This window comes from Sorangium sp. So ce296 (assembly GCF_051529605.1).
In the GTDB taxonomy this organism is placed as follows: Bacteria; Myxococcota_A; Polyangia; order Polyangiales; family Polyangiaceae; genus Sorangium; species Sorangium cellulosum_D.
The window spans coordinates 3,687,255-3,706,692 of the sequence record NZ_CP150325.1; the positions used below are offsets into that span (position 1 = coordinate 3,687,255).

14 protein-coding genes are annotated in these 19,438 nt (G+C 72.0%); 8 read left to right on the forward strand and 6 right to left on the reverse strand.

Annotated features, from left to right (window positions below; genetic code table 11):
- Nucleotides 1–5 precede the first annotated feature (5 nt).
- Nucleotides 6–989, forward strand: a complete 984-nt coding sequence (locus WME98_RS13895) for a lysylphosphatidylglycerol synthase transmembrane domain-containing protein (RefSeq protein WP_061629498.1) — start codon at nt 6–8, stop codon at nt 987–989.
- A gap of 179 nt (nt 990–1,168) precedes the next feature.
- Here the strand turns inward: WME98_RS13895 and WME98_RS13900 are convergent, their stop codons facing one another.
- A complete protein-coding gene (locus WME98_RS13900; RefSeq protein ID WP_437951746.1) occupies nt 1,169–1,807 on the reverse strand; it encodes a hypothetical protein in 639 nt (212 codons plus the stop codon).
- 116 nt (nt 1,808–1,923) lie between these two features.
- On the opposite strand from WME98_RS13900, the gene WME98_RS13905 reads away from it, so the two are divergent.
- The 4 genes from WME98_RS13905 (at nt 1,924) to WME98_RS13920 (ending at nt 6,971) form a co-directional block, all read left to right on the forward strand.
- Nucleotides 1,924–4,122 carry a DUF2079 domain-containing protein gene (locus WME98_RS13905; protein WP_437951747.1) on the forward strand — a complete coding sequence of 733 codons (2,199 nt, stop codon included), beginning with the start codon at nt 1,924–1,926 and terminating at the stop codon, nt 4,120–4,122.
- Nucleotides 4,097–4,543, forward strand: a complete 447-nt coding sequence (locus WME98_RS13910) for a universal stress protein (RefSeq protein ID WP_437951748.1) — start codon at nt 4,097–4,099, stop codon at nt 4,541–4,543. Before WME98_RS13905 ends, WME98_RS13910 begins: the two co-directional genes overlap by 26 nt.
- 167 nt (nt 4,544–4,710) lie before the next feature.
- Nucleotides 4,711–5,925, forward strand: a complete 1,215-nt coding sequence (locus WME98_RS13915) for an ammonium transporter (RefSeq protein ID WP_061625333.1) — start codon at nt 4,711–4,713, stop codon at nt 5,923–5,925.
- Nucleotides 5,926–6,221: 296 nt separating this feature from the next.
- Nucleotides 6,222–6,971 (forward strand): YebC/PmpR family DNA-binding transcriptional regulator, encoded by a 750-nt coding sequence (locus WME98_RS13920; protein WP_437951749.1) that lies wholly within the window; start codon nt 6,222–6,224, stop codon nt 6,969–6,971.
- 28 nt (nt 6,972–6,999) lie between these two features.
- Here the strand turns inward: WME98_RS13920 and WME98_RS13925 are convergent, their stop codons facing one another.
- Together WME98_RS13925 and coaBC are read right to left on the reverse strand one after the other, a co-directional pair.
- On the reverse strand, nt 7,000–7,728 hold the full coding sequence (locus WME98_RS13925) for a CPBP family intramembrane glutamic endopeptidase (protein ID WP_437951750.1): 729 nt from the start codon (nt 7,726–7,728) through the stop codon (nt 7,000–7,002).
- The gene (coaBC, locus tag WME98_RS13930) at nt 7,725–9,038 is read right to left on the reverse strand and encodes a bifunctional phosphopantothenoylcysteine decarboxylase/phosphopantothenate--cysteine ligase CoaBC (protein WP_437951751.1); all 1,314 of its coding nucleotides are present in this window, start codon (nt 9,036–9,038) and stop codon (nt 7,725–7,727) included. Before coaBC ends, WME98_RS13925 begins: the two co-directional genes overlap by 4 nt.
- Nucleotides 9,039–9,254: 216 nt before the next feature.
- Here coaBC and WME98_RS13935 point away from each other — a divergent pair, with 216 nt between their 5' ends.
- Both WME98_RS13935 and WME98_RS13940 read left to right on the forward strand, forming a co-directional pair.
- Nucleotides 9,255–9,788: a putative signal transducing protein gene (locus WME98_RS13935; protein ID WP_061625337.1), complete on the forward strand. Its 534-nt coding sequence runs from the start codon at nt 9,255–9,257 to the stop codon at nt 9,786–9,788.
- A gap of 152 nt (nt 9,789–9,940) precedes the next feature.
- Nucleotides 9,941–10,963, forward strand: coding sequence for a tryptophan--tRNA ligase (locus WME98_RS13940; RefSeq protein ID WP_437951752.1), 1,023 nt, complete (start codon nt 9,941–9,943; stop codon nt 10,961–10,963).
- A gap of 66 nt (nt 10,964–11,029) precedes the next feature.
- On the opposite strand, the gene WME98_RS13945 is transcribed toward WME98_RS13940, so the two are convergent.
- From WME98_RS13945 to uvrC, 3 genes are all read right to left on the reverse strand, one after another.
- Nucleotides 11,030–12,769, reverse strand: a complete 1,740-nt coding sequence (locus WME98_RS13945) for a VanW family protein (protein WP_437951753.1) — start codon at nt 12,767–12,769, stop codon at nt 11,030–11,032.
- Between the two features lie 87 nt (nt 12,770–12,856).
- Complete coding sequence (locus WME98_RS13950; RefSeq protein WP_437951754.1) at nt 12,857–14,173, reverse strand: serine/threonine-protein kinase; 1,317 nt, start codon at nt 14,171–14,173, stop codon at nt 12,857–12,859.
- 269 nt (nt 14,174–14,442) lie between these two features.
- The gene (gene uvrC, locus WME98_RS13955) at nt 14,443–16,677 is read right to left on the reverse strand and encodes an excinuclease ABC subunit UvrC (protein ID WP_437951755.1); all 2,235 of its coding nucleotides are present in this window, start codon (nt 16,675–16,677) and stop codon (nt 14,443–14,445) included.
- Between the two features lie 2,227 nt (nt 16,678–18,904).
- Between uvrC and WME98_RS13960 the strand changes: the two genes are divergently transcribed.
- On the forward strand, nt 18,905–19,357 hold the full coding sequence (locus tag WME98_RS13960) for a hypothetical protein (RefSeq protein ID WP_020740455.1): 453 nt from the start codon (nt 18,905–18,907) through the stop codon (nt 19,355–19,357).
- Nucleotides 19,358–19,438 lie beyond the last annotated feature (81 nt).

The window sequence follows — 19,438 nt, forward strand, 5'->3', positions numbered from 1 at the left end:
TCTCCATGCGCCGCACCGTCCTGCGCGCCCTCGTTCGCCTGATCGGGCCGTTGCTGCTCGTCCTCGTGGTCGCGCGCATGGACGACCGGGACGCGGTGCTCGGCGCCGTGGCCTCGGCCGCGGCCGCCCCGCTCGCGCTCGCGGCGGCGCTCAACGTCCTCAACATCCACCTCAAGGTGGTCCGCTGGGACGCGCTGCTCCGCGCCCGTGGCATCGTCTACCCCCTTCGCCGGGCGTGGAGCGCGTACCTCACGTCGCTCTACGTCGGCATGTTGACCCCGGGTCGGGTCGGCGACGTCCTCCGGATCCGCTACCTGCGTCACGACCTCGGCGTTCCTTATGCGGAGGGCCTGGCCACGGTCGTGATGGATCGGCTGTGCGATCTCTACGTGCTCGCCGCGTTCGTGGCCGTCGGCGTCGCCCGCTACAGCGCGGTCATCGCCGGCCAGCTGGCCTGGCTGACGTGGGGCGGCATCGCGCTCACGGTCCTCGCCCCGCTCGTGCTGCTCATCCCTGGCCTCGCCGAGCGCATCCTCCTCGCCTTCTCGCGCAAGATCGCGAAGGAGCCCGGGGACTCCGCCGAGCCTGGCGCGGCGAGCCGCTTCCTCGTGGCGCTCCGGGCCCACGTCGGGCGCGGGCTCCTCTTCACGCTTCCGGTCACGGTGGCGACGTTCGTCGTCAACTTCGTGCAGGGCTATCTGATCGCGCGCGCCCTCGGCATCTCGCTCTCGCTCTTCGACGTCACCTGTCTGCTCGCCATCGCGAACCTCCTCGGCCTGTTGCCGATCTCGATCGCCGGCGTCGGGGTTCGAGAGCTCTTCTTCTCCCTCGTGTTCCCCTCCCTCGGCTTCACCGCCGAGCACGGCGTGAGCTTCGGCCTCCTCGTGTTCGCGGTCATCTACCTCAACGTCGTCGCCCTGGGCTTCGTGAGCTGGCAGCTGGCCCCCCCGCCCACCGCCCCTGCCCCGCAGACCCCCGCCCCGCCGTGATTCCCGCGCTCACATCCGTCCTGGTGAGCGGGCCGTCATGCCGATCTGCCCACCGTTCGCGGCGCGCACCCGCACAGGAGACGGGCCCAGATCGGCGTTTTCGGCGCGGAGGCGTACTCTTGTACGCCGAGCACCGAAAACGTCGAGATGGGCCCGTATCCGAAGCGGGTGCGCGCCCTTCAAAGAGAAAAGCGCGTCGTGAGCGTGAGCGGCTCCCAGTCGAACGACGGCACCCGCGAGGCCGCGGCGCGGAACGCGTCGACCACGCACTCGCCGACCTCGGTGCCGGCGTAGGGCGGCCCGTCCAGCTCCACCTGGGCGTCGCCGCTCGGCGCGAAGGTCACGGTCACGCTCCCCTCGCCGCTCGGGCCGTCCGGCTGCCAGCAGCGCTGCGCGCGCACCCGGCCGTGCTCGAGCGCGGCGCCCGCGGCCCTGCCCACGCGCAGGCGCGCGGCGTCGGCCCGGCTCGACCAGGCGTCGTGCCCGTCGTGCGACCGCGGCAGCACCTCGGCCGACGCGGGGTACGGGGCGCCGCGCTGCGGGCAGTGCGCAGGCCGCACCATCGCGTAGCCGGTCGCGGTGGCGAAGCCGCACACCGCGAGCGCCACCAGCAGGGCGCGCTGCCCGCCGGCCCGCCCCTGAGGGCCGTCGGGCGGGCCGTCGTCGCCCGAGCCGCCGCGCAGCCGCTCGACCTCGGCGCGGACCTCCGCGAGCTCCGCGTCCCGGGCGGCGAGCGCCGCCTCCCGCTCCTTCAGCTTGGCTTCGAGGGTTTCGATGCGCGCGCGAGCCGCATCGAGATGATCCCGGTAGTGCGACATGGGCCCATTCTACCGCGGGCCGCGCGCGGCGCCTGCCCTTCCCACGCCCCCGCGCCATTCCTGCCGTTCCTTGACAGCGGGGGGTAGGGTCAAGTAGCCGAGGACCCGCCTCCTCCATGCTAGAGCCCCACCGCACCAGGCTGAGCAGCGCGCTCGCGAAGCTCGACGGCACCCTCGAGCGGCTCGCGCGCGCCGCCGTGACCCTGGCGCCGTGGCCGATCCTCTTCGGCATCTGCATCGCCGCGTCGGCGTGGGTCTTCACCCACCCGGGCCGCGTCGCCCTGCTCTCGACGAACAAGCTGACCGAGCTGGAACGCCGCTGGATGGCCGGCGGCGCCGTCGCCGCCATCGTGGGGGTCGGCCTCGCCTACTTCTCCGTGATGCTGGCGGGGCGCGTCTTGACCCGCTCGTGGGACGTCGTGGGCACGGTGGGCCGCCTCAACCGCGCCCTCGCCCCCCTGCTCGCGCTCCCCTTCGTCGCCGCGCTCAAGCTGCCGAACATCGAGAAGGACAGCCCGAGGACCGCGATCTTCTACGCCGCCCTCGCCGCCGCGACGGTGGGCGCCGGCGTCTACGCCTGGGGCCGCGGCGCCCGGCTCTCGCCCGCGCTCGCCATCGACGACGCGCCCGCGCTCGACGACGCGCCCGCGCTCGACGACGCGCCCGCGAGCGGCGGCCCGCTCGCCAAAGCCGGCCGGTGGCTCGCGCCGCTCGCCGTCCTCGCCCTGTGGGCAGGCTACGCCCTCTTCTTCTCCCGGCTCGCGATCACCAACCACCACGCGCTGCACACGCGGACGCCCGACCTCGGGTACTACGACAACATCTTCTACCAGTCGATCCACGGGCGGCCGCTCGGCTGCTCCTGGCTCCGCGCCGGCTACCACGGCTCCGCGCACTTCGATCCCATCCTCGTCCTGCTCTCGCCGCTCTACCTCATCTACCCGCGGGCGGAGCTCCTCCTCGTGCTCCAGTCCGTGTGGCTCGGCGCCGGCGTGATCCCGGTGTACCTGCTCGCGCTCGACAAGCTCGAGCACCGCGGCAAGGCGCTCCTGCTCGCCGCCGTGTGGGCCCTCTACCCGGCCCTGCACGGCGCGAACATGTACGAGTTCCACTCGCTCGCGCTGATCTCGCCGCTCGTCGTCTGGCTCCTCTACTTCTACGAGACCGGCAAGGACCGGTGGTACTGGGTCACCCTCGCCGCGCTGCTGCTCTGCCGCGAGGACGTCTCGCTACTGATGTGCTTCATCGGGCTCTACGCCATCTTCGACCGGCGCGCGGGCCGGACGCGCCTCGGCTGGATCACCATCGCGACGAGCCTCGTCTACTTCGTCATCGTGAAGCTGTTCTTCATGACGTCGGCCGGCATCATCATGTCGGGCAAGGACGCGTACTCGTTCGCCTACTACTACGAAGAGCTCATGCCGAACCGGAGCGGGCTCGGCGGCCTCGTCGTCTCCATCCTCACGAACCCCGTCTTCGTCCTCAAGGTCATGCTCGAGGAGCCGAAGATCCTCTTCCTGCTCCAGCTCTTCGTCCCCCTCTGCTTCCTGCCCTTCCTCGCCAAGCCCGGGCGATGGATGCTCGCCTACGGGCTCCTGTTCTGCCTGCTCGCCTCGCGCGACGCGGTCTTCTCGATTCACTTCCAGTACTCGTCGATCCTCTTCCCCATCGCCTTCGTGCTGACGCCGATCGCGCTCAAGCGGGTCGAGGACTCGGCGCCGGCCGCGTACCTCGGGTTCGACGGGCGGCGGCTCTCGCGCGCGCTGCTCGCGGCGACCCTCGTGGCGAGCGCGCTCGTGTCGTGGAAGTTCGGCGGCCTCGTCGAGAACGCCTCGTTCAGGGGAGGCTTTCACCGCGTGGCGCGCGCGCTCACGCCCGAGCAGGAGGCCACCTACGCGTGGGTCAGGCAGCAGGTCGCGTCGATCCCGCCCGGCGCGATCGTCGGCGCGACGAGCAAGATGGGGCCGCACGTATCCAACCGGAAGGAAGCCTATTTCTACCCGGGCGACCGCGCCGCCATCGTCCAGTACGTGTTCCTCGACGAGGGGGAGCTCAAGGGCAAGGACCTGGAGCGCCACAACGCGGCCGTGAAGCGCGGCGAGCTCACGGAGCTCGGCCGGCTGAAGAAGATGGCGCTCTTCAAGCGGGTGAAGCCGGCGGCGAAGCAGCCGCCGCCGGCCCCGGCCGAGCGCGACGAGCCCCCTACCGAAGACCCGGCTCCGGAGCTACGAAAGCAGGACAGAAAAGACGGCGGCGCGCCGCCCGAGCCAACCAGCACCGCGGAGCAAGATGAAGACCCTCCTCCTGGCCCATGACTTCGACGAGACCTCGGAGCGCGCCCTCGACACTGCGATCGAGCTCGCCCGCAAGCTCTCCGCGAAGGTCGTCGTCGCACACGTGTACAGCGTGCCCGTCTACACCTTCCCGGAGGGCTCGTCGCTGATCCCCTCGGCCGAGGACGCGGCGCGCCTCGCCGAGGCGGCCCAGCGGAGCCTCGATCAGGTGCTCGCGCGCCGGCGCGCCGTGACCGACGTCGAGATCTCGGGCACGCTGCGCGCCGGCGCCCCCGACGAGGAGATCTGCCGGCTCGCCGACGAGATCGGCGCCGACATGATCGTGATCGGGACGCACACGCGCGGAGCGGTCGCGCGGGCGCTGCTCGGCAGCGTGGCCCAGCGGGTGGTGCGCTCGGCGAAGGTCCCGGTGCTGACGATCCGCGGCCCGCAGAGCGGTTGATCGACACGTCCTGCCGCCTCGGGCCCGAGGTTCGTGGCATCGGGGACCATCGCATCCGTATCCGGCACCACCGGATCGGGCATTAGAAATTTCCCGACGCCCTGCCAAATGCATCCGGCCGCGGCCCCGAAACCTCGTTGAAACATCGGGCACGTTACGCCCGAGCCATGAAGATCGACACTGGGGATACGGCCTGGCTCCTCGCATCGACAGCCCTCGTCCTTTTCATGACGCCGGGCCTCGCCCTGTTCTACGGCGGCATGGTGCGCCGCAAGAACGTGCTCGCGACGCTCATGCACTCGTTCGCGGCGCTCGCGGTGATCTCCGTGCAATGGGTGGCGATCGGGTACTCGCTCGCGTTCGGCACGTCGCAGGGCGGGCTCATCGGCGGGCTCGATTATGTCGGCATGCGGGGGCTCGCGGGCGTGGAGCGCGGCACCGTGCCGCACCTCGCCTTCGCGGCGTTCCAGATGATGTTCGCGGTGATCACGCCCGCGCTCATCGCGGGGGCGTTCGCCGAGCGCATGCGGTTCCCGGCGTATCTGGTCTTCATCCTGCTCTGGTCCACGCTCGTCTATGATCCCGTCGCCCACTGGGTGTGGGCGGAGAAGGGGTGGCTCTTCGAGATGGGGGCGCTCGACTTCGCGGGCGGCACCGTCGTCCACCTCGCCGCGGGCATCTCGGCGCTGGTCTGCGCGATCGTGCTGGGCAGGCGCTCGGGGTACCCGCACGAGCGGCACGTGCCGCACAACCTGACGATGACCCTGACGGGCACGGGCATCCTCTGGTTCGGCTGGTTCGGCTTCAACGCCGGCAGCGCGCTCACCTCGGGCGGGCTCGCGGCGCTGGCGCTGCTCGACACGCACGTCGCGGCGGCGGCGGGCGGCGCGGCGTGGCTCTTCGTCGAGTGGGCGCAGCGGGGCAAGCCGACCGCGCTCGGCGTCGCGTCCGGCATCGTGGCCGGGCTCGTCGGCATCACGCCGGCGGCCGGGTTCGTCGCGCCCTGGGCCGCGGCCGTGATCGGCCTGCTCGCGGGCGCGGTCTGCTACGCGGCGGTCGTCTCGAAGGAGCGCCTCCGCTACGACGACTCGCTCGACGCGTTCGGCGTCCACGGCGTGGGCGGCCTCCTCGGCGCCGTCCTGACCGGCGTCTTCGCGGAGAAGGCCCTGAACGAGGGCGGCCGCGACGGCGTGATCGCCGGCAACCCCGGTCAGATGGTCCCGCAGCTCGCCGGCATCGTGGCCGTCGGGCTGTACGCGGCGATCGTGACCTTCCTGCTCCTCAAGCTCGTCGACAAGCTGATCGGCCTGCGCGTGGCCGAGAGCGACGAGCGCGAGGGCCTCGACGCCACCGAGCACGGCGAGACCGGTTACGCGCTGTAACGGCATGGGGGGCAGCCCCGGCCCCCAGCGTCGTCTCGGGCCTCGGCCGGGCTCGCTCTCCTGGTAACGAGGGGGTGAGGCGCCGTCGTAGTTGCCTCCACCCGGGCGCACCGCTAGAGCGACAGACGGTTCGAACCGCCGGGGCGCCGGGGATGCCGTGAGAGGTCGACGCTCTCTCGGCGCCCCCGGCGCCCCGACGGCGTATCCCCCCGGACCGATCGGTGCTCCAGCTTGCGCCGAACCTTTCCCCTGGGCGCGCGCCGAGCGAGCGCCCCGTCATCACGGAGCAGACAGGCATGAGCGGCCATTCCAAGTGGGCCACCATCAAGCGGAAGAAGGGCGCCCTCGACGCGAAGCGCGGCAAGCTCTTCACCAAGCTCATCAAGGAGATCACCGTCGCCTCGCGCATGGGCGGCGGAGACCCGAACGGCAACCCGCGCCTCCGGAAGGCGATCAACGACGCCAAGGGCCAGGCGATGCCCGCCGACACGATCAAGCGCGCCATCCAGCGCGGCACCGGCGAGATCGAGGGCGCGAACTACGAGGAGATCCTCTACGAAGGCACCGGCCCCGGCGGGACCCTGTTCCTCTGCGAGGCGATGACCGACAACCGGAACCGCACCGTCGCCGAGATCCGGAAGATCTTCGAGAAGAACAACGGGCAGCTCGGCGCCGGCGGCTCCGCGCAGTGGGCCTTCGATCGCAAGGGGATCATCCTCATCGCGAAGGAGGCGGCGACCGAAGACCAGCTCATGGATACCGCCGTGGGCGCGGGCGCCGACGACTACAGCGACCAGGGCGAGGAGTGGCAGGTGCTCTCCAGCGTCGACGTGATGGACACCGTCGTGAAGGCCCTCGAGGACGCGAAGATCCCGGTGAAGTCGAGCGCCGCGGGCTACGTCCCCAAGAACAAGAAGGAGGTCGCCGGCCGCGACGCCGAGGTCTGTCTCAACCTCGTCGACTCGCTCGACGACCACGACGACGTGCAGAACGTCTACGCCGACTTCGACGTCCCCGAAGAGGAGCTCGCGAAGCTCGAGGGGTGACGCCCGGCCCGACGAGGGCGCCCGCACGTCACGGGCGCCAGATCGGGAAGCTCACGATCGCCCACGAGAAGAACGCGTGGGCGAAGAGCGCCGGCGGCAGGCGGCCGGTGCGGTGCACCACGCGGCCCCACACGATCGAGCAGCCGAAGCCCGCCGCGACGAGCAGCGGGTTCGGCCCGGCGACCGGATCGCCGAGCAAGAAGAGCGTGGGGAGGTGCGCGGCGGCGAAGAGCGCGCTCGACAGCAGCCAGGCGGTCACCTGGCCGAACGGCCCCTCGAGCGCGCGCATGACGAGCCCGCGCCAGACGAGCTCCTCGAGCGCGGCCACGACGAAGACGATCGCGCCGGTGAACACGCGCGTGTCGGCCAGGGGGTCGCCGAGGTGGAGGTACATGCGGAGGAGCCACGCCTCGCGCGGCGAGCCCCGCGGGGCGAGCGCCAGCTGCACCGCCATGGCCATGCCGTAGAGCACGGCCGCGACGAACGCGCCGCGCGCGAGATCGCCCGACAGCGGGCGGAGCGCGGCGCGGAGCTCGCCGCGCCGGCGGAGCCACAGCACGGTGACCGCCGCGAGGACGGCGTAGAGCGCGCCGAGCGGCGCGAGCATACCCGGCGCGCCCGCGCGATCGGGGTGGAACGCGTACGCGACCGCGAGCGCGACACCGGCGGTGACGGACGCGGCGATGAGCGCGGCCTCGCGGCGCGAGGCCCGCGGCGGCTCGCGCGGGTCGGTGGCCGGCGGGTCGACCGGGATCATCGCGCGCACAGCTGCACGACCCGATCGAGGATGCGGTCGGCGAGCACGGGCTTGGGCAACACGCCGAGCGCGTCGGCGGCGTCGCGGGTCACGATCGTGGCGCGGTTGTCGTCCCGGCCGAACGAGTCCGCGGCGTGGTTGGCGACGATCATGTCGACGCGCTTGCTCGCGAGCTTGCGCCGCGCATAGGCGATCACGCCGTCGTCCGAGTCGGTCTCGACGGCGAACCCGACGAGCACCGGGGGCCGCGCGCCGCCCTCGCGCGCGGCGGCGTCGAAGCCGGCGCGCGCGAGGCCGACCTCGGCGAGCAGGTCGGGGTTCGGGACGAGCGGGAGCGAGGCGAGATCCGGCGTGCGCTTCAGCTTGGTCGCGTGCTGCTCGGCCGGGCGGTAGTCGGACACCGCGGCCGTCATGATCAGCGCGTCGGCGCCCCGGAGGTCCTCGCCGAGCGCCTGCCAGAGCGCGGCGCGCATCTCGAGCGCGCCGCGCACGTCGACGCGCCGCGCGCCGGGCGGCGCGGCGAGCGACACGGGACCGGCGATGAGCGTGACCTGCGCGCCGCGGAGCGCCGCCCGATCGGCCACGGCGAAGCCCATCTTGCCGGTCGACCGGTTGCCGAGGAAGCGCACGGGATCGAGGTCCTCGAGCGTGGGCCCCGCGGTGACGACGAGGCGGAGCCCCGCGAGATCCCGCGGGCCGAGCCGCGAGAGCGCCGCGGCCGCGATCGCCGCGGGCTCGGCCATGCGGCCGAGGCCGCGCTCGCCCGAGGCGACCTCGCCGAAGACCGGACCGACGAGCTCCACGCGCCCGTCGGCCTCGAGCGTGGCGACGTTCCGCGCGGTCGCGGGGTGCGCCCACATGCGGGGGTGCATCGCCGGCGCGGCGAGCACCGGGCCCTTCGCGCACAGGGCGAGCGCCGTCACGAGGTCGTCGGCGCGGCCGGCGGCGAGGCGGGCGAGCACGTCAGCGGTCGCGGGCACGAGGAGCACGAGGTCCGCCTCGGCGGCGAGCGCGACGTGCAGCTCGCCCGCGAACCCCGGATCCCACATCGTGTCGCGCACCGGCTCGCCGCAGAGCCCGCTCAGCGTCATCGGGCCGAGGAACTGCTGCGCCGCGCGGGTCATGACCGGGAGCACGCGCGCGCCGCCCTGGATCAGGAGCCGCGCGACCTCGGCGGCCTTGTACGCGGCGATGCTGCCGGAGACAGCGAGCGCGACGGTCGGTCGCCCGCCGGCGGCGGCGTGGCCGTCGGCCGGCGGAGCGGGGGCGTCGGGGTGAGGCGCAGGAGAGGACGGCGTTCGGCCGGACATGATGCAGGTGCCAGCGTGGGGGCGCCGCTTCGCGGTCGCCGGTCAACATCGGTCGGGAGCCGCTCCGCGGTCCCTTGGCCAACATCGGTCGGGAGCCGCTCCGCGGTCCCCTGTGAACATCGATCGGGGACCGCCTCGCGGTCCGCCTCCGCCCACCGTGGCACGAAAACCGGCGGCCGTACACGCTGCGCCGCGGGCGGATGCTACCCTCACCGGGTGCGCTCCTTCGATCGGCCGCGGGGCCGCGCCCGGGCGGGCTCCGAGCAGCTCGTCACGGTGGCGACGTACAGCGAGTCCGTCGAGGCGCAGATGGGGCGCTCGGCCCTGTCCGCTCACGGCATCCGCGCCTTCCTCGCCGATGAGCACGTGGCGACGCTGACCCCTCATTATATCGGCAGGTCTCTCGGGATCCGGCTCCAGGTGCCGAGCGCGGATCTGGAGCGGGCGGCCGAGATCCTGAGACCGCCGCCCGTCGATGACGATCGCGAGCTCGACGAGGACGACGATGAGGCGGCCGAGCTCGATGGGCCGAAGTGCCCTGGGTGCGGGGCGCGCTACGCTTACCGCGAGTGGGCTCCGGGTCAGATCCTCGCCATCCTCTTGCTGCTCGGGTTGCCGCTCCTCGTCCTGAAGAAGCGGTGGCACTGCCGCAAGTGCGATGCGTATTGGCCTCCGGAGGCGAACGCGCCGAGGCATGGAAATCCCTACCGGGCGCCGCGCGGGGCGGCGCTGCGTCCGAAGGGCCAGTGAACCAACCGGCGGCCGCGGCGCGGCGCGCCCGGTGTCGCGCGGGAGCCGCCGTCACATGGCGACGAGAAATCCCTGGCGGGATTCCTGGCGCGCGGCAGTAGCATCCCCCACCGAGAGCTCGTCACGGGGCTCCCTCACAGGAACACGAAACGATGGCAAGCACCGTCCTCACCGGCATCAAGCCGACCGGAACGCCGCACCTCGGCAACTTCGTAGGGGCGATCAAGCCGGCGCTCGCGCTCGCAGGGACCGCGTCGAACGCGCTCTACTTCGTCGCGGACTACCACGCGCTCAACACCATCCACGACGCGCAGAAGCTCCGCGGCCTGGTCCACGAGGTCGCCGCGACCTGGCTCGCGCTCGGCCTCGACCCCGAGAAGGTCATCTTTTACCGGCAATCCGAGGTCCCGGAGATCCTCGAGCTCAGCTGGATCCTCTCGTGCTTCACGGCGAAGGGGCTCATGAACCGCGCGCACGCCTACAAGGCCGCTGTCGCCAAGAACATGGAGTCCCGAGCGTCGAGCGCCGCGACCGTGGAGGACATGGACGACCTCGACGCCGGGATCAACATGGGCCTCTACTGCTATCCGGTGCTGATGGCGGCCGACATCCTCCTGTTCAAGACGAATGTCGTTCCCGTGGGCAAGGACCAGGTCCAGCACATCGAGATCGCCCGCGACATCGCGCAGCGGTTCAACGCGATCTACGGCCCGGTCCTGGTCCTGCCCGAGGCGCGCATCGACGCCCACACCGCCGTGATCCCGGGCCTCGACGGCCGCAAGATGAGCAAGAGCTACGACAACACCATCCCGCTCTTCTTGCCGCCGGAGAAGCTGCGCAAGACGATCTTCAAGTACAAGACGGACTCGACGCCCCCGAGCGAGCCGAAGGATCCGGACACCTCGCCGCTGTTCCACCTCTACCGGGAGTTCGCGACGCCCGAGGAGACGGAGGCGCTCCGCGGCCGCTACCGGAGCGGCATCGGCTGGGGCGAGGCGAAAGAGGCCGTGTTCGAGGTGCTGAACCGCGCGCTGGAGGAGCCGCGCCGGCGCTACGCGGAGCTCATGGCCGACCCGGCGCGCGTCGACGCGCTGCTCACGGAGGGCGCGGCGCGCGCGCGGCAGATCGCGAGCGTGACGATCCAGGAGACGCGCAAGGCGATCGGCGTCCGCTGAAGGCCGCCGCCGGCGCGGGCGGACGTGACGCCGGCCGCCGCGCCCGGGCCGGCAGGCGGCGGCCGATCAGCCGCCGTCGCCCTTCTTCTGGCGCCGCTTCTTGCTCTTGCCGTCCTTCGCCTCGTCGCCCGCGGCGTCCTTCTGGCCGCGGGCCTCTCTCGCGCCCTTGCCCTCGGGCTGCTCGCTCGAGGCTTGCACGGTGGCCGCGCCCTCCGCGGGCGGGGCGTCCTCGCCGCGCGCGCCCTCGCGCGCATCCCCCTTCTTCGCTCGGAAGGTGCCGATCCCCGCGCGCTCGGTCCAGCCGCGCTCGCCCGTGAGCCCCGGCTCGCGGCTCTCGACGGTGCCGCCGCCCGGCTCGGGGCCGGTCGCGCCGGGCGTGCGGACGTCCGGGCCCTGCGTGACGACGAGGTACTCGTCGGCCACGTACTCGGGGTGATTGTCGTCGGCCACCTTGACCTCCGGATCGCGCGGGCCGCTCCCGACATGGATGATCTGCGTGGTCGGCGGGTAGCTGTCGCTCCACTTCTCCCGCACCCCATAGGCGCCGTCGCGGACGACCCGCGAGCTCGTCGTCCGGAAGCCGGGGATGCCGCGCTGGGCGAGCGTCCGTGTCCCCTCAGGCAGCTTCGGCGTCGGGCGCTCCAGCTCCTCGAACGGGATGACCTCGTCGATGCGGCGAAAGTACGTGACCGTGAGCTTGCGCGAGGGGCCGAGGATCTCGGCGCGCACGACGCCGCCGGCCACCGTCTCGTGGAGCACGATCGGGAAGTCGAACGGGTTCCTGAAGCGGTAGTTGATCGTGGGATAGACGACGGTCGCGTCGAGGCCGAGCTTGATGTAGTAGCTCGGGCGGGAGTGCGGGTAGCGCTCGACGATCTCGAGCCCCGCGAAGAACGCGGCTCCGTGGAGCGTGCCCGAGATCTGGCAAGTCCCGCCGCCGAGCCCGTCGACGAGCTCCCCCTGGGCGATGACCGGAGCGACCCGGTAGCCGTGCGCCTCGTCGCGCGGGCCGACCGTCTCGTTGAAGTCGAAGATCTCCCCCGGCATGACGACCACACCGTCGAGCTTCGAGGCGGCGAGCCTGAGGTTATACGTCCTCTCCTTGGACTTCCCCCCGGTCGCGTAGCGCGTCTCGAAGTAGCCGAGCACCTGGTCGAACTTGACGTTGCCGAGCTGCTCCGCGACGAGCTTCGGCGCGATCGTCTCGACGCTGGCCTGCGCCGTGTCCTCGCCCGCCCGGAGGGCAGCGTCGATCCGCGCGAGGGTGCCGTAGACGTCCAGCCGATACCCGATCTTCTCGGGCCTGAGCTGCTTCGCCTCCAGATCGACATAGGCGTCGACCGCGGGCGCGTCGAGCTCGACCTTGAGATCGAGCAGCTTGCTGATCGCCCGCTCGGAGTCGAGGAGGAGCGGGATCGGGATGTCGAGCGGGGCGTCCTCGTCGTGGCGCTCGTGCGCGCGGCGGAGCGCGCTCTCCGGGCGGAGCGCCTCGCGGACGAACTCGGCGAGGCGGACGCGGTTGATCTCGACGCCGAGGTCGTTGCGGCGCAGCGCGCGCGCGGAGCCGTCGGGGAGCACGATCCGGATCTCGCCGGTCGCGTAGCGGCGCACGAGATCGAGCGCGTTGGCCACGACGTCGCCGCCCGTCGGCACCGGCACCTGCGCGACGCGGAGGACCGGCGGAGGCTTCCGGCCGTCGTCCGGCGGCGGAGGAAGCACGAGGTAGGTGATGACCAGGCCGCTCGTGACGAAGATCGCCACCAGCGCGGCGAACCGCCAGAGCTCCGGCGAGCGGCGAAGATCCATGCGAGGGCGGCCATCTTGAAAAGCCTTCCCCGAACCGTCAAGGAAACGCCGCCGGCGCGGCCTGCTCGGCCTACCCGGCCTACCGAATCACGGGGCGGCGCCCGTCCCGGGGACGGCGCGGCCGCGCGGCGCCCCCGACGCGGCGTGCGCGGCCCGGAGGAGCGGCGCCTTGATGGAGCCCGCCCTGGGCACGATGAAGCCGCCCCGCCCGTGCGGCGCGCGGTTCTCGGGCGCGGACCGCAGGAAGTACGCGCCCGCGAGCGCCACGAGGACCGCGAGGACGACGGACGCCACGGGGACGAGCCAGCGCCGCGCGCGTCGGTCGGGCGGCGGCGCGCTCGCGCCGCGCTCCACGACCGCGCGCCCGGCGGGCTCGGCGGTTTCTGGCGAGCTCGGCTGCGGAGGCGGAAAGTCCGGGTCGTTCGAGCGCTCGCGCGCGATCTGCATCGCCTCCTGGATCGCGGCGCGCCGGCGCTCGCCGCGCGGGCCGAGCAGCCGCTGCATCAGTGCGGCGAGCTCATCGGCGGTGGCGAGCGGCGTCGTCAGCGACGCCTGCTCGATGGCGCGCCGCAGCTCGGCCATCGACGCGAAGCGCTCGTCCCTCGGCTTCGCGAGCGCCTTCATGATGATGCGCCCGACGTCCTCCGGGAGCGAAGGGATGAGGGTGCGCGGCGGCTCGGCCGCGGTCTTGTCGCAGATGCGGCGCACCGTCGCAGGCTCGTTCTCGGCGAGGAAGGGGTGCTTGCCCGTCACCAGCTGATAGAAGACGATCCCGAGCGTGAACACGTCGGTGCGCCGATCGATGGGCTCGCTGCCCGCCTGCTCCGGCGACATGTACGCGTACTTGCCCTTCACCTGGCCGACCTTGGTGCGCTGCAGGTTCGAGGCGGCCTTGGCGACGCCGAAGTCGAGGATCTTCACCGATCCGTCGTAGCCGACCAGGATGTTTTGCGGCGAGACGTCGCGGTGGACGAGGCCGACGAGCTTGCCGTCGCGGCCGCGCAGCTCGTGCGCCGCGTGCAGGCCGAGGGCCGCCTCGCCGACGATGCGGAGCGCGACCGGGAGCGGGACGCCGCCGCGCGCCTTGCTCTCGCGGAGAACCAGGTTGAGCGGCTCGCCGTCGATGAGCTCCATCACCTGATAAAGGACGCCGTCCTCCTCGCCCGCATCGATGGTCTCCGCGACGTTCGGGTGGTGGATCTGCGAGACCAGCGTGGCCTCGTCCAGGAACATCGCCTCGAAGTCGGGGTCGTCGCTCAGCTCGGCGCGCAGCAGCTTGACGGCGACGATCTTCGGGAGCTGACCGCTCGTTCGAGCGGCCCACACCGAGGCCATGCCCCCGAGCGCGATGGGGACGAGGAGCTCATAGCGACCGAGCGTGTGGCCAGCGCGTACTTCTCCCATGGTGCTCACGTGCCGCGTAACCCCGGAGCGAGGCTGTCCCCGCCGGGAATGGAGCCCGCCGAGCGCGGGCTCCGTGAGGTCGGGTCCGCGAGAAGCGCTCGGTGTGCCAGGTGGTGATCTTGATCGAGGGTGACAGCGGGCGCCCGGAGCGATGCCGGGCGCCTGATGTACGGATCGTCGCAGAGAACGCGTTGGCGCTCAACCCGGAACGCTATTCGGTCGCCGCGTGATCTTTACACCGGTCCATCGCGCCGCGGGCCGGCGCGCGCTCACCGGGTGAGCCCCGGAGCCTTGTCGGGATCGCCGCCGCCCTCGGCCGGCGCGGCGGACGGCGAGGCCTCGGGAGACGGGATGACCTTGCGCAGCGCGGACAGGTGGCGCTTGGTCACACCGGTGACCGCCAGGATCTGCGCGTCGGTCGCGCGGCGCACGCCCTCCAGCGAGCCGAGCTCCCGGAGGAGCGCCGTCCTCACCGCGCTGCCGAGCCCCGGGATGTCCTCGATCTCGGAGCGGAGGCGCCGCGCCTTGCCCAGCCGCTTGCGCGCGTGATTGGCGAATCGGTGCGCCTCGTCGCGCGCCCGCGCCAGGAAAAAGAGGGCCGAGCTCGTGGAGCGGAGCGGGATACCGTTCTTCTGGCCAGGCAGGTAGACGCGGTCGACGAGCTTCTCGCCGGACTGCGTCTCGCGCTCCTTCGCGAGACCGACGATCGGAAGGCCGTGCAGGCCGAGATCGCGCGCCGCCGACAGCGCGACTTGGAGCTGGCCGCGCCCGCCGTCGACCACGAGCAGGTCGGGCAGATCCCACTCGGCTCCGCCGGACTGCGCGCTCTTCGGCGCCTCGCTGGCCGAGCCGGCGGCCTGCCGCTCCGCGGTCGCGGGCGCCAGCGCCGCTTCTGTCTCCGGCGGAGCGTCGCCCGCGCTCGCCGGGTCGAATGTCGCTTCGGCCGCGTCCGCCTCGATCGCTTCGCCCTCCGGCGCCTCATTCTCGATCGCGTCGTCAGCCGCGCCCTCGGCCGCGTCGCCCTCGGGCAGGTCGCTCACGGCCGCCTCGGGGGCGCCGGGCGCGGCGCCGCTCTCCGCGTCGTCCGCGACGGCCGGCGGGCTCGCCGGACGAGCTGCCTTGCCGCGGCGGAAGCGCCGCGCGAGCACCTCGTACATCGCGGCGTAGTCGTCGCCGTCGGCCACGCTCTTCACGTTGAAGCTGCGGTAGCGCTTCTTGTCGGGCTGGCCGTCGAGGAGCGCCACGATCGATCCCACCGTGTCGCCGCCGCCGAGATGCGAGATGTCGCAGCACTCGATGCGACGCGGGAGCGTCGGGAGCCGGAGGCGCTCCCTGAGCTCCTCGAGGCGGGCCTCGAGATCGTCCGAGCTCCGCTGCTTCTCCCGGAACGCGTGAGCCGCGTTCTCGTTCGCCATCTTGAGCAGGTCGACGCGGGGCCCGCGCTGCGGCACGAAGAGCGTCACCTTGCGGCCGCGCCGATCGCTGAGCCACTCCGCGACGCCCTCGGCGCCGTCGGGCAACACCGGCACGAGGACCTCATCGGGGATCGTGGTGGACGCGACGCCATAGTACTCGTTGAGGAAGCCGCCGAGCACCTCGTCGTCGGGCAGCTCCATGTTGCGGAGCGAGAAGGACAGCGTGTCTGTCACGCGCCCCTGGCGCACCATGATCACTTCGACCTCCACGAGCGTCCCCTCGCGGTAGAGGCCCACCACGTCTTGATCGACGTCCTTCACGTAGACGACGCGCTGCGCTTCCCGCACCGCCTCGACCGCCCGGAGCTGATCGCGGTAGATGGCCGCGCGCTCGAACTCGAGCTCCCGCGACGCGTCCCGCATACGCGCGGTGAGCTCGCCCGTGAGCTCGTCGTGGCGCCCCTCGAGGAAGAGCGCGACCGAGCGGACCATCTCCGTATAGAGCTCGCGATCCACATCCATCACGCACGGCGCGAGGCAACGCTTGATCTGGTACTGGAGGCACGGGCGCCGCCGCGACGCCATCTCGGCATCGGAGCAGGTGCGGAGCTGGAAGTGTTTGTTGACCAGGTGGAGCGTCCGCCGCGCGCTCGTCGCCGAGTGGTACGGGCCGAAATAGCGGGCCTTGTCCGGCGCGGGGCGGCGGACCGTCTCGAGCATCGGCCACTCCTTCTGCGTGTCGAGCTTGAGGCAGAGGAAGTCCTTGTCGTCACGCAGCTTGACGTTGAACCGCGGCTTGTGCTGCTTGACGAGCTCGTTCTCGAGTACGGCCGCCTCCTTCTCGGTGGCGGTCACCACCGTCTCCAGATCGGCCACGATCTTCCGGAGTATCGGGATGAAGTACCGGGCGTCGCTCCCGCTCTCCTGAAAGTAGCTGCGGACGCGCGAGCGCAGGCTCTTCGCCTTGCCGACGTAGACGACGGCGCCCGTCTTGTCGATGAACAGATAGCAGCCAGGCTTCGTCGGGAGCGAGGCGAGCTTGGCTGCGAGGAGGGCTTCGGGATCCTGCTTGGCGCTCGGGTTGACCACGGCCGGAACGATCTAGAAGTCGCGCGCGCCGGCAGCAAGCGCCCCGATCACGGCCCCTCGGGCGCACAGGGGCGACGCTGCCCGCGCGGTCCTCCGCGACACCTCGGAAACGCCGTCACGCGGCGCGGCGCAGCTCGCGGCGCGGGCGAGGCAGAACGCCCAGGTCGAGATCTCACGCCGGCCGCCCGAACGGCGCGGACCGCGGAGGCGCGGTGACCTGCGCGACAGTCGCGCCGCCCCGCTCGTCGCGCGCGACTCGCGTGAGCGCGACGAGCGGCGCGGCGCCGCGACTGCGCGGCTTCGTCTGGGGCACGCCCGGCGGCGCGGCGCGCTCGCGCGCCCCGGCGTCGGCGTCCTCATGATCACGGCGCCCGAGCCCTCGCCTGTGTCGCCATCGCTCGTGTGGCCGGCGGCGGAGACGACAGCGGTGGTGGCTCATCGCGCGCGGCTCGCCTCGAGACGCGCCCTCGATCCGAGAGGCGGCCGAGCGGCAAGATCTTCGCAAGACCTCCCGGGAGCAGGTCTCGGGTGTCGCGCGTTCCTCCTTCGTGGCCTCGCGGGCGGCGGCGTCTTCGCCTCGGTCGCAATCTTGCGCGACTCCTCGTCGCCTCATCGCGCCCAGTCCGTCTGGAGCTTCTTGGCCTTGAGAGAGGCCGCCCGCTGGAGAGCGAGGTTGCCCGGGCCGGCCATCGGTGCCCGCTTGTCCTCGCCGTAGCTGCGCTTCGGGTTCTCCCCGCAAGCCACTTTCGGCCCGCCGGGCGCCACGGTGACGCGCGTCTGGGGACCATCTGGGAAGCATCTGGGAACCATCTGGGAGGCCCCGATGCCCGGCCGGCGCTCCATCTTTACCGCGCACCCTCTAATCAGGTTGCCTGAACCCGAAAGGACTTGTATGGTCGTAACACCACCAGCGACTGCCCGTTCGATACCCGGGTCCTGTGGCCAGAAGGCATCGGCGGACTGAGCCTGCGGCGCCACCGGTCCCGAATCTGGTCCCCGTTCGCTGCCGTCCAGGTGCGCCGCTGCACCTGGTGTCGGGTGGACCCCGAGGTGGGAGTGCGCGTCGAACAGCCGAGGAGTGACGAACTGTCCACCAGCGTCCATCACCGCCGCCCCGCTCAGGGGACCGACGTCGCCCTCGGCGGCGGCGCGCTCTGCGCCCGCGAGCTGGGACGAGCCGCGGACGAGCGTCACCCTGGTGCCCAGCGCGAGTGTCACCGCCTGAGTCAGGATGAGCAGCTGAGCAGGAGCGGCGGCCTCGAGACCTCCCGCGGGCAGACTTCCGGCTTGCCGGGGCGGCGGCCGGGTCGGGGGCGCGGCGAGCGGTTTGGGGGACACGGCCGCAGGCTGGGCAGCTCCAGCACAGCCGCAAAAAGACGCAGCCACGCCCGAGGCGAGGTGGCCTCGGTGCTGCAACATGGGTGGGCGCAACCGCCTCGGGCCTTCGCGCCGCTCCGCCGGGGGGGCGCCCTGGCAGGTGGGTGGGGTAGCCCTCATGACGTCGACAGCGCCGGAGGGCGGATCGGCGGCGGACACGTTGCGGTCGATCCCGGAGAGCGGCTCGGTCCGGAGACGAAAGCTCGGGCATACAGACACGCCGGCGGCGCAGAGCGGAATGCAGAACTGAAAGACCTCCGGTCCAGCGCACCGGGGTGGGCTGGAACGGCGGCCTCGTCCATGACACCTTTCGTCGACGAGGGCGGCTCACCCGGGGGGGTCATGCTCCTCCGCGCTCCCTCGGTCAGGCGCCCGCTTCGGCTGCTGCGAGGTGGGTCGCTTGTGTCCGGAGCACAGGAAAGCCAACCTTCGTGGGAATGTCGCTGGCTCCCCGCGGTTACGGGTCTGCCCGCGGCGCGCGCCGCGCGGCAGCAGGAGAAGCCGCGGCGCGGCGCAGAGAGGAGCGCGGCGCTGTCCATCGCACCCCTCCTGGGTTTGGGCAGAGCCTGGCTTCGCGGCGCGGTGCCACCGGGCTTCGCCCCGCTCCGCGAAGCCACCAGGCTTGGCTTCGCGGAGCGACGCCACTGGGGAGACGCGCTGGCTGGAGTCCGGCTCGACCGGTCGCCCCAGCACGCCATGAGGGGACGGCGGGGCGGGGAGCTCGCGAGCGCGGGTTCCTGACGCAAGCTGAGGGGATGAAGGGGATGAGGGGGACACCTCTCGAATTATTTTCAACCAAGGTGCTGTTCAGCAGTTGACAACTCTAGCTATTCATGGGACGCGAGATCCAATGAGCAACGTCGAAACCGAGATCAAAAGCCACGTTGATGCATTCGTCTCTCAGCTGAGCGGACTTGTCCGCAAAGCGGCTCTCGAGGCCGTCGCCGACGCCTTGCGGGGGGAGGGCCAGCCGGCCGCTGCCGCCGCCGCGCCGCGCAAGGCGGGTCGGGCCAAGGCCGCTCCCGCGCCGGTTGCGGAGGTCAAGAAGGCGGCGGGGCGCCCCGCGCGCGCCGCGAAGCCCACCCGCAAGAAGGGCGAGAAGCGCTCGAAGGAAGAGCTCGCCGCCATGACGCAGAAGGTCCTGGAGCACATCCGGGCCAACAGCGGCCAGGGCGTGGAGCAGATCGCCAAGGATCTGGGCACCACCACGAAGGAGCTCACCCTCCCGATTCGGAAGCTGCTCGTCGAGAAGAAGATCACGTCGAAAGGAGAGAAGCGGGCTACCAAGTACTTTTCCCGCTGAAGCCGGCCTCGACGCCCGCCGGGCGGGTCCGGCCGAGCCAACCGAGGTCGACGTCCAGCCTTCCTCCAAGCGCAGCAGGGG

Coding starts and splice junctions, on each gene's coding strand:
- WME98_RS13895 (WP_061629498.1), top strand. CDS start 6: ATGCGCCGCACCGTCCTGCGCGCCCTCGTTCGCCTGATCGGGCCGTTG.
- WME98_RS13900 (WP_437951746.1), bottom strand. CDS start 1,807: ATGTCGCACTACCGGGATCATCTCGATGCGGCTCGCGCGCGCATCGAA.
- WME98_RS13905 (WP_437951747.1), top strand. CDS start 1,924: ATGCTAGAGCCCCACCGCACCAGGCTGAGCAGCGCGCTCGCGAAGCTC.
- WME98_RS13910 (WP_437951748.1), top strand. CDS start 4,097: ATGAAGACCCTCCTCCTGGCCCATGACTTCGACGAGACCTCGGAGCGC.
- WME98_RS13915 (WP_061625333.1), top strand. CDS start 4,711: ATGAAGATCGACACTGGGGATACGGCCTGGCTCCTCGCATCGACAGCC.
- WME98_RS13920 (WP_437951749.1), top strand. CDS start 6,222: ATGAGCGGCCATTCCAAGTGGGCCACCATCAAGCGGAAGAAGGGCGCC.
- WME98_RS13925 (WP_437951750.1), bottom strand. CDS start 7,728: ATGATCCCGGTCGACCCGCCGGCCACCGACCCGCGCGAGCCGCCGCGG.
- coaBC (WP_437951751.1), bottom strand. CDS start 9,038: ATGTCCGGCCGAACGCCGTCCTCTCCTGCGCCTCACCCCGACGCCCCC.
- WME98_RS13940 (WP_437951752.1), top strand. CDS start 9,941: ATGGCAAGCACCGTCCTCACCGGCATCAAGCCGACCGGAACGCCGCAC.
- WME98_RS13945 (WP_437951753.1), bottom strand. CDS start 12,769: ATGGATCTTCGCCGCTCGCCGGAGCTCTGGCGGTTCGCCGCGCTGGTG.
- WME98_RS13950 (WP_437951754.1), bottom strand. CDS start 14,173: ATGGGAGAAGTACGCGCTGGCCACACGCTCGGTCGCTATGAGCTCCTC.
- WME98_RS13960 (WP_020740455.1), top strand. CDS start 18,905: ATGAGCAACGTCGAAACCGAGATCAAAAGCCACGTTGATGCATTCGTC.